We start from the raw sequence: 9482 nt of genomic DNA, 5'->3' as shown, positions 1-9482 counted from the left end.
CAACCGCAACGCCAGCACGATCCTCGTGCTCACGTCGCTGAAGCCCGTCAAGAGCTGACGCCGCCCGCGGACCGGCGGCCGCCTCCTCCCCGGACCGGCGGCATCGGGCGACAACGGGGTACGGGACTCGCCGCCCGAACGCGGGGTCCCGGCAGTGGACGAACCCGGTGGCCGGGAGGCGGCGCCCGCGCGGGGCGACGTCATGGCGTCGGACGCCGGGGACGGGCGGCTCGGCCGGGGTGCGCGCGCGGCGGGGGCATCAGCCGTGGTGGTCCGCCCCGCCGGGCGGCGCGGGACGCCTCCCGTGGACAGGTCCCCGGAGTCGGGGAGCGTCCAGGGCTCGCCGACGACGGACGGGTCGGTCCGGCGGGGACTCGGGGCGGTGGCCGCGGGCTGTTCCTGCGGGCTCGGCAGCGACCAGGGCTCGCCGCCCACGGGCGGCTCGGCCGGGCGTGGCCGCCAAGTGGCGCCCGAGGGCAGGTACTTCGGGCGGGGCGGCACCACGTCCTCGCCCACCGGGGACTGGCCCACGGGGGGCTCCTCGGGCCGCGGCGGGGTCGCCGGACGCGGCGGCTGCGTCACGCCCCCCGCGGGCGGCGCTTCGGGCCTCTGCGGGGGCACCGGATTCCCACGCCCGGGAGACATCTCCGGCCTCGGTGTGGTCGCCGGACGGGACGGCACACCACCCTCGCTCCTCGGAGACTGTTCGGGCCGAGGCGGGGTCGCCGACCAGGAGGGCACGCGCTCCCCGCTCGCAGGAGACTGTTCCGGCCGCGGCGGGGTCGCCCGGCTGGACCGCACACGCTCCCCGCTCGTCGGGGCCTGTTCAGGCCGTGGTGGAGTCGCCCGGCTGGACGGCACACGCTCCCCGCTCGTCGGGGCCTGTTCAGGCTGTGGTGGAGTCGACGGGCGGGACGGTGCGGCAGCCTCCCCGGCGCGCTGCGCCGGTCGCGGCGACGGGCGGGAGGGTGAGGAGCCGTTACGGCCCTCCGCGGGAGACGGTGGGGTGTCCTGCGCGGGAGACGCTGCTCCCTCGGGCGACTCTCCCGGTGGCTGTGCCGGGCGGGGTGGGGTGGCCGGGCGTGGCGGGATGGAGGCGCGGCGCGCTTCCGTGCTCATGCACCCCCCGTTTCCTCGTACCCGGGCTACCGACCCGGCCCGGAATCCGCCGGGCCGCTCACGTGTACGGAAGAAACCACCTCGGCGACTCACCCGTCACGAGCACCCATACCCGTGGCGACGGACCGTCATCCCGGGCACGACCCGCCCGGACAAGGTCGTTCCTCCCTGCGTGCGCGTCACTCTACGGGTTGACATGGGCAGGGAGGGAACCAGTCCGCGTGCCCGGGGCATCTGCCCGGAACATCCCCCTACCCTGCGGTAATCGAGTCTGGCAGGCTTCGGTCATGACTGCCCGCGCCGCAGACCGGGCCCGCTACGACCGGGCCACCGCTCATCTCGACGCACCCCTCGCGATCGTGGATCTGGAGGCCTTCGACGCGAACGCGGACGATCTCGTCCGCAGGGCCGGCGGCAAGCCGATCCGGGTCGCCAGCAAGTCGGTGCGCTGCCGCGCCCTGCTCGAGCGCGTCCTGGAGCGGGACGGTTTCGCGGGGATCATGTCCTTCACCCTGGCCGAGTCGATCTGGCTGGCCCGTTCCGGCTTCGACGACATCCTGCTCGCCTACCCCTCGGCGGACACCCAGGGCTTCGCCGAGCTGACCTCCGACCCCAAGCTCGCCGCCGCCGTCACCGTCATGGCCGACGACCCCGCCCAGCTCCGCCTGATCGACGAGGCCCGCCGGGGCGGCACCGAAGTGGTGCGCGTCTGCCTGGAGTTGGACACCTCCCTCAAGCTGCTCGGCGGCCGGGTGCGGGTCGGAGCGCTGCGCTCGCCGCTGCACTCGCCCGCCCAGGTCGCCGACCTGGCCCGCGCCGTGGTCCGCCGGCCCGGGTTCAAGCTGGTGGGGATCATGGCGTACGAGGGTCATGTCGCCGGCGTCGGTGACGCCGTCGCGGGGCGGCCCTTCCGGTCGCGTGCGATCAGGCTCATGCAGGCCACCGCCCGCAAGGAGCTCGCGCAGCGGCGCGCCGAGGTGGTCCGTGCCGTGCGGGCCGTGGAACCGGACCTCGAATACGTCAACGGCGGCGGGACGGGCAGTGTGCAGCACACGGCCGCCGAGGACGCGGTCACCGAGATCGCGGCGGGCTCCGGGCTGTACGTTCCTCGGCTGTTCGACAACTACACGTCGTTCAGCGGACGTCCGGCAGCACTCTTCGCGCACCCGGTGGTACGCAGGCCGGGCGTCGGGGTCGTCACCGTGCTCGGCGGCGGCTACCCGGCCTCGGGCGCCCCGGGCCCCGACCGGCTGCCGGTCCCCCATCTGCCGGAGGGCCTGCGGTACGACGCCCAGGAGGGCCCCGGCGAGGTGCAGACGCCGCTGCTCGGCGCCCCGGCGGACGACCTGCTCATCGGCGACAAGGTGTGGTTCCGGCACGCGAAGGCCGGGGAGCTGTGCGAGCGGTTCGACGCGCTGCACCTGATCGAGGGCGACACGGTGACGTCGACCGTCCCGACGTACCGGGGAGAGGGCCACACCTTCCTGTAACCGGACTCACCGCGTGCCCATCACCGCGTGCCCGCCGGCCGGATCCTCTGGGTGATCCGGTCCATGTCGGTGAGCGGCGGCCCGTCCGCGCCCGCGTCGAACACGAAGCGGACGATGACGAGGGCCCGCGAGCCCACGCCGGAGGGGAACGCCAGCGATTCGACGTAGCCCCCGGGTCCCACCCCCGTCCTCACCTGCCAGCGCACGAGGTATCCGACACTGCCCGCGACGGCGACCGGGCTCGCCCGCAGCTGCCGGTGGGAGGTGACGCCGTGGAAGGGCCGGTTGTCGAGGAGGTCGCGGTCGTACGCGGTGTTCGCGGCGTCCGCGATGTCGTGCTCGGCGAGGGCCTTCGGGGACCTCTCGTCGTTCGCGGTGACGGTGCGCGAGATGACCCGCCCGTGCCGGCACAGACCGGGGTCGCCCGGGCAGTCGTAGGTGCCGGGGGTGGTCATCATGACGTCGTCCTCGGCGACGTCCTGGGCGCGGACCCAGCCGTCGAGCAGCGGCAGGGCGATGCCGTTGAGCTCGTCCACGACGACGGACGGGTCGGCGGAGGACGGGTCGGCCGGGGAGCCGGTGGTCTGTGCGGGTGCGGCGGCCGGGGTGGTCCGTGTCGCCGCGGCGCCCCCGCCGCCCTCCCGGCCGAGCACGAAGGCGCCCGTGACGATCGAGGTGACCAGGACGACTCCGGCGGCGACGAGCGCCACGGCCTTGGCGCGGCCGGAGCCGCCGGCGACGGGTCGCGGCGGTGCCAGGGGCACCTGGGGTGCCTCGGGTCCGCGCCGGTGATCCGTCCAGGCGGCGCCGTCCCACCAGCGCTCGACGAGCGGGTACGAGGGGTCGCGGTACCAGCCGGGCGGAGGCGTCATGCTCATTCCGGCACTCTAGGGCGCGCCCCGAACGTCAGTACACGGGTGCTCAGTAGACGGTGTCCTTCTGGTCGGGTACGACCGAACCGTCGTCCCTGAGGACGGGTTCCCTGCCGCCGCCGGTCGCGTTGAGGGCGCTGGTAGCGCACGGGTACGGCTCCGGCCCGTGCGGCAGCGGCCCGATGAACATCGGGTTGATCACCCAGCGGCCGTCGGCGTCGTCGTACGCGCGGCACATGAGTTCGCTCTTGTTGCGGTTGAGGACCAGGTGGGCTCCGGTGGCGTCCCCGACGAAGGTCACATCGGTGTCGGCGTCACCGGCCGCGAGCGCGGTGCGGTGGCGTGGGTCCTGCCGCTGCCAGGCCGCGGCGCCGTGGACGCCGTAGATCTCCTGGTTGATCCAGCAGCGCTTGCCGTCGATGTACGGGATGGCCTCGCCCCGGGTCGCCGGTACACCGCCGCAGCCCTCGTTCCAGGTGGTGATCCGGCCGCGCCGGTCGAGCACCGACCGGATGGCGATCGTGTGCCGGGCGCCACCGCGAAGCGCAAAGAAGGGCGAGGCGAGTCGTGCGCGGACTGTCGCCCGGTCCGCGCCCGGCCCGCGGCAGTCCGCGAACCAGGTCGCGCTGCCGGTCGTATCGACGCCCTCGCCGAAGCTGCCTTCGGCGATTCGGGTCCGCACCGCAAAAGCGGCGCCACCACGGGTTCCTGCTTCGCAGGCTCCTGCCGCACCCGAGGGATGTGGTCTTACACGAGCCTCCACAGGCGTCACTTCCCGTCCGCCCGACGGTAGGTCCGCAATTGGATTGTCGGACGAGAGGAAGTTAGCAGCCGAGCCCAGCCTCAGGCCCCGTCCAGAGCTTGTCACCACGTAAACCCACCCGTAGGAGTCAAGCCTCGGGCTCGAGTTCGACATCGGCTCGCGTGGCACCCACGGTCAGCGCACCGATCTCGTCGTTGCCCCGGGGCGGACCGCCTTGGCGTCGGTGACGTCGTTCTTGGTGACGGTGTTGTCCCAGTCGAAGGCGGCGGCCGGGCGGCCCGCCGGGGGGATCCGCCCGGCGCAGGTGCCCCGCTCGTCGATCACCTGTTGCAGGTGGGCGCGGTTGTCGCCGTACCAGGGCGCGGAAGCCGAGGGCAGTCGGGACGGTGGCCGAGGACAGTCGGGACGGTGGCCGAGGGCAGTCGGGACGGTGGCCGAGGACAGTCGGGACGGTGGCCGAGGGCAGTCGGGACGGTGGCCGAGGGAGGGGGGTGGCGGGGGGGGGCGGGGGGGGGGGGGGGGGGGGGGGGGGGGGGGCGCCCGCGCCGGGGGCCCCCCCGCGACCGGGGTCCACGCGAAAGTGCCACGAACGGATCGATATCGCATGGGATGTGCATATACCGGGGTGATCTACAGAGGCGTGACGTACGCGCCCGAGATCCCCCCGTCCACCAGGAAGTCGGAGGCGTTCACGAAGGAGGAGTCGTCGCTGGCGAGGAAGGCGACCGCCGCGGCGATCTCCTCGGCCTCGGCGAACCGGCCGACGGGGATGTGGACGAGCCGGCGTGCGGCCCGCTCGGGGTCCTTGGCGAACAGTTCCTGGAGCAGCGGGGTGTTGACCGGTCCCGGGCACAGGGCGTTGACGCGGATGCCCTCGCGGGCGAACTGGACGCCCAGTTCACGGGACATGGCCAGCACGCCGCCCTTGGAGGCCGTGTACGAGATCTGCGAGGTGGCCGCACCCATCCGGGCCACGAAGGACGCCGTGTTGATGATGGAGCCCTTGCCCTGGCGCCGCATGTAGGGGATCGCGGCCTTGCAGCACAGGTAGACGGAGGTGAGGTTCACCTCCTGGACGCGCTTCCAGGCCTCCAGGCCGGTTTCCAGGATGGAGTCGTCGTCGGGTGGCGAGATGCCCGCGTTGTTGAAGGCGATGTCGACGGAGCCGTAGGTGTCGAACGCCGTCTTGAAGAGCGCCTCGACCTGCTCGGGGTCGGTGACGTCGACCTTGACGAAGATCCCGCCGACCTCGTCGGCTGCGGCCTTGCCGCGGGCGTCGTCGACGTCGCCGCAGACGACGTGGGCACCCTCGGAGGCGAGCCGGCGGGCGGTGGCGAGACCGATGCCGCTGCCGGCGCCGGTGATGACGGCGGTACGGCCGACGAGGCGGCGGCAGATGATTCCTTCGGTGCCTGCGGTGGCTTCGGTGCCTGCTTTGCCTGCGGTGCCTGCGGTGGCTTCGGTCACTGTGCGGGGCCCTCCGTGCTGATGAAGACGTTCTTGGTTTCGGTGAAGGCGGTGAGCGCGTCCGGGCCGAGTTCACGGCCGATCCCCGACTGCTTGAAGCCGCCGAAGGGGGTCCAGTAGCGGACGCTGGAGTGGGAGTTGACGGACAGGTTCCCGGCGCGGACGGCCTGGGAGACGCGCAGGGCGCGGCCGACGTCACGGGTCCAGATGGAGCCGGAGAGGCCGTACTCGGTGGCGTTGGCGAGCCGGATCGCGTCCGCCTCGTCCTCGAAGGGCAGGACGACGGCGACGGGGCCGAAGACCTCCTCGACGGCCACACGCGCGTGGGGCTCGACATCGGTGAGGAGGGTGGGCGGGAACCAGAAGCCGGGGCCCTCGGGGGCCTTTCCGCGGATGCCGGGGGTGTCGGCGGAGACGTACGAGCGCACGCGCTCCAGCTGCACCCGGGAGATCAGCGGGCCCATCTGCGTCTGCTCGTCGGAGGGGTCGCCGACGACGACGGACTCGATCGCGGGGGCGAGGAGGTCGACGAAGCGGTCGTAGGCGGAGCGCTGGACGAGGATGCGGGTACGGGCGCAGCAGTCCTGGCCGGAGTTGTCGAGGAAAGCCATCGGAGCCGCTGCGGCGGCGGCCTCGACATCCGCGTCGGCGAAGACGATGTTGGGGCTCTTGCCGCCGAGTTCGAGGGTGACGCGCTTGAGCAGGGCCGAGCCCTTCGCCAACACCTGTTTGCCCACGGCTGTTGACCCGGTGAACACGATCTTCGCGACGCCGGGGTGTTCGACGAGCGCGTTGCCCGCGACCGGACCGTGGCCGGGGAGCACCTGGAAGAGCCCCTCGGGCAGACCGGCCTCCAGAGCCAGCTCGGCCAGCCGGAGCGCCGTCAGGGGGGTCGTCTCGGCGGGCTTGAGGACGACCGCGTTGCCGGCCGCGAGCGCCGGGGCGGTGCCCCAGGCGGCGATCGGCATCGGGAAGTTCCAGGGCGCGATGACGCCCACGACGCCGAGCGGTTCGAGGATGGTCACGTCGAGGCCGCCCGGAACCGGGATCTGGCGGCCGGTGAGCCGCTCCACTCCCCCGGCGGCGTAGTCGAGCAGGTCTCGGACGTTGCCCGCCTCCCAGCGGGCGTTGCCGACCGTGTGCCCGGCCTCGCGCACCTCCAGGCGGGCGAGTTCCTCCAGGTGTCCGTCGACGGCGGCCGCGAAGCGGCGCAGCAGGCGGGCGCGGTCGGCGGGCGGGAGGGCCGCCCACTTCGCCTGGGCCCGCGCGGCGCGTACGACGGCGGCGTCCACGTCGGCCGCGGTGGCGGCCGGGACGGTGGCGAGGACCTCCTCGGTGGCCGGGTTGAGTACCTGGAGAGCGAGCTCGTTCGACAAGGAAGGACCTCTCACATGCGTTCGAAGGAGCGGCGCAGCTCCCAGTCGGTCACCGCGGCGTCGAAGGCTGCCAGCTCGACGCGGGCCATGTTGCGGTAGTGCGCGACCACCTCGTCGCCGAAGGCGGCCTTGGCGATGGGGCTGTTCTCCCAGAGCTCGGCGGCCTCGCGCAGGGTGGTGGGCACGTGCTCGTACTCGGCCGTGTAAGCGTTGCCCGCGCACGGCTCCGGCAGCTCCAGCTTCTGTTCGATGCCGTACAGGCCGGCCGCGACGAGCCCGGCGACGGCCAGGTGCGGATTGACGTCACCGCCGGGCAGCCGGTTCTCGAAGCGCGTCGAGCGGCCGTGGCCGACGACGCGCAGCGAACAGGTGCGGTTGTCGTATCCCCAGGCGACGGCGGTCGGCGCGAAGGAGCCGGGCTGGAAGCGCTTGTAGGAGTTGATGTGGGGCGCGTAGAGGAGCGAGAAGTCGCGCAGGGCGGCCAGCTGCCCGGCGAGGAAGTGCCGCATGACGTCGGACATGCCGCCCGGGTCCTGCGCCGAGCCGGCCATCACGTTCGTGCCGTCCGCGTCCGTGAGCGAGAGGTGGATGTGACAGGAGTTGCCCTCGCGCTCGTTGTACTTCGCCATGAAGGTGAGCGAGACGCCCTCCTGGGAGGCGATCTCCTTGGCGCCGGTCTTGTAGATGGCGTGCTGGTCGCAGGTGACGAGGGCCTCGTCGTACTTGAAGGCGATCTCGTGCTGGCCGGGGTTGCACTCGCCCTTGGCGGACTCGACGGTCAGCCCCGCGGCCTGCATCTCGTTGCGGATGCGGCGCAGCAGCGGCTCGATGCGTCCGGTCCCGAGGACCGAGTAGTCGATGTTGTACTGATTGGCCGGGGTGAGCCCCTTGTAGCCCGCGTCCCAGGCCTGCTCGTAGGTGTCCTTGAAGACGATGAACTCGAGCTCGGTGCCGACCTGGGCGGTGTAGCCGAGCGCGGCGAGGCGGTCGAGCTGGCGGCGCAGGATCTGGCGGGGCGCGGCCACGACCGGGGAGCCGTCGTTCCAGACGAGGTCGGCGACGAGCAGGGCGGTGCCCTCGTTCCACGGCACCCGCCGTAGGGTGCTGAGATCGGGGCGCATGGCGAAGTCGCCGTAGCCCCGGTCCCAGGAGGACATGGCGTATCCGTCGACCGTGTTCATCTCGGTGTCGACGGCGAGGAGGTAGTTGCAGCCCTCCGTGCCGTGCTCGAGGACCTCGTCGAGGAAGAAGCGCGCGGCGAACCGCTTGCCCTGGAGCCGCCCCTGCATGTCGGGGAAGGCCAGGACGACGGTGTCGATCTCGCCGCTCGCGACGAGGGCGTGCAGCTCCTCGACGGCGAGCGGGGGTGTGCGGTCTGCCACCGGAAAAGCCTCCTTGGGTCAGCCGAGAGCCATAAGGTATTGCGGAGAACCATTGCTTGGGAAGGGGGCACGACCAGATGACGCGGGCGGAAGCCGACGGTGGTGCGGACGACCGACTGACGCCGGTGCTGCGGCCGGTGCGGGCGGGCAACGGTTTCGAGGAGGCGCTGGAGCAGATCCTCCAGGTGGTCCGGCTGGGGCTGGTACCGGGCGGCGGACGGCTGCCCGCGGAGCGGGATCTGGCGGAGCGGCTGGGGATCAGCCGGGTGACGCTGCGCGAGGTGCTGAAGGTGCTCCAGGACCAGGGTCTTGTCGAGTCGCGGCGCGGTCGGTACGGCGGCACGTTCGTGGTGCCGAGGGCCGAAACCCCCGGCGAGGACGAGCTGCGGCGCCGGTTCGCCGAGGTCGACATCGAGGACGTCCTGCGCTTCCGTGAGGTGCTGGAGGTGGGGGCGGCGGGGCTGTGCGCGACGCACGGGCTCTCCCCGGAGCAGGCCGCGCGGCTGCGCGAGGCACTGGCCCGCACGCACGAGGCGCCGCTGGCGGACTACCGGCGCCTGGACACCCTGCTCCACCTCACCCTCGCCGAGCTGAGCGGTTCGCCGTCGCTGACGGCCCAGTACGCGGCCGTCCGCGCCTCCGTCAACGACCTGCTCGACTGCATCCCCCTCCTGGTCCGGAACCTGGAGCACTCCCAGCGCCAGCACACCGCGCTGGTCGAGGCGGTGCTCGACGGGGACGCGGACGGGGCGCGGGAGATGATGCGGGAGCACTGCTCGGGGACGGCGGCACTCCTGCGGGGCTTCCTGGCGTGAGCCGTCTGCCGGTACCGTACGAGGACTTTCAAAGGTATGACTGCATTCCATTGAATCCGTAGGGAGCGCGGCGTGGGAGGTAGGGACGGTGCGGACAGCCTGGGCGGCGTGGACAGCGTGAGCGGCGTGAGCGGCGTGAGCGGCGTGAGCGGCGTGAGCGGCGTGAGCGGCGTGAGCGGCGTGAGCGGCGTGAGCGGC

General features: G+C 72.7%; 6 protein-coding genes and 3 pseudogenes. 2 read left to right on the top strand and 7 right to left on the bottom strand.

Features of this window, described 5'->3' with window-relative positions:
• Positions 1-531 (bottom strand): annotated as a pseudogene (locus ABZ656_RS53075) (hypothetical protein); the annotation flags it as partial.
• Between the two features lie 875 nt (positions 532-1406).
• Between ABZ656_RS53075 and ABZ656_RS53070 the strand changes: the two are divergent.
• Positions 1407-2609 (top strand): amino acid deaminase/aldolase, encoded by a 1203-nt coding sequence (locus tag ABZ656_RS53070; RefSeq protein WP_360279262.1) that lies wholly within the window; start codon positions 1407-1409, stop codon positions 2607-2609.
• Positions 2610-2629: 20 nt separating this feature from the next.
• On the opposite strand, the gene ABZ656_RS53065 is transcribed toward ABZ656_RS53070, so the two are convergent.
• The 6 genes and pseudogenes from ABZ656_RS53065 to ABZ656_RS53040 all read right to left on the bottom strand — a co-directional run bounded on the left by ABZ656_RS53065 (position 2630) and on the right by ABZ656_RS53040 (position 8469).
• Entirely contained in the window at positions 2630-3487 is an 858-nt protein-coding gene (locus tag ABZ656_RS53065; protein WP_360279259.1) for a DUF2510 domain-containing protein, read from the bottom strand.
• Between the two features lie 43 nt (positions 3488-3530).
• Positions 3531-4010: pseudogene (locus ABZ656_RS53060) on the bottom strand (haloacid dehalogenase-like hydrolase); the annotation flags it as partial.
• 450 nt (positions 4011-4460) lie between these two features.
• Positions 4461-4622, bottom strand: a pseudogene (locus ABZ656_RS53055) (haloacid dehalogenase-like hydrolase); the annotation flags it as partial.
• A 252-nt stretch (positions 4623-4874) separates the two neighbouring features.
• The gene (locus ABZ656_RS53050) at positions 4875-5645 is read right to left on the bottom strand and encodes a 3-oxoacyl-ACP reductase (protein ID WP_095858197.1); all 771 of its coding nucleotides are present in this window, start codon (positions 5643-5645) and stop codon (positions 4875-4877) included.
• Between the two features lie 62 nt (positions 5646-5707).
• Positions 5708-7087, bottom strand: a complete 1380-nt coding sequence (locus ABZ656_RS53045; protein ID WP_101406141.1) for an aldehyde dehydrogenase family protein — start codon at positions 7085-7087, stop codon at positions 5708-5710.
• 11 nt (positions 7088-7098) lie between these two features.
• Entirely contained in the window at positions 7099-8469 is a 1371-nt protein-coding gene (locus ABZ656_RS53040; protein ID WP_101406140.1) for a glutamine synthetase family protein, read from the bottom strand.
• A gap of 77 nt (positions 8470-8546) precedes the next feature.
• Here ABZ656_RS53040 and ABZ656_RS53035 point away from each other — a divergent pair, with 77 nt between their 5' ends.
• Positions 8547-9284: an FCD domain-containing protein gene (locus ABZ656_RS53035; RefSeq protein ID WP_360279255.1), complete on the top strand. Its 738-nt coding sequence runs from the start codon at positions 8547-8549 to the stop codon at positions 9282-9284.
• Positions 9285-9482 lie beyond the last annotated feature (198 nt).

It is taken from the genome of Streptomyces sp. NPDC007095 (assembly GCF_040634475.1).
In the GTDB taxonomy this organism is placed as follows: domain Bacteria; phylum Actinomycetota; class Actinomycetes; order Streptomycetales; family Streptomycetaceae; genus Streptomyces.
The sequence above is the reverse complement of the archived record's forward strand: the minus strand, read 5'-3'. Positions and strand labels throughout refer to the sequence as shown.

What these genes read in the sequence shown, in the direction of transcription:
- ABZ656_RS53035 (WP_360279255.1), top strand. Translation starts at nt 8,547, where the DNA reads ATGACGCGGGCGGAAGCCGACGGTGGTGCGGACGACCGACTGACGCCG.
- ABZ656_RS53070 (WP_360279262.1), top strand. Translation starts at nt 1,407, where the DNA reads ATGACTGCCCGCGCCGCAGACCGGGCCCGCTACGACCGGGCCACCGCT.
- ABZ656_RS53065 (WP_360279259.1), bottom strand. Translation starts at nt 3,487, where the DNA reads ATGAGCATGACGCCTCCGCCCGGCTGGTACCGCGACCCCTCGTACCCG.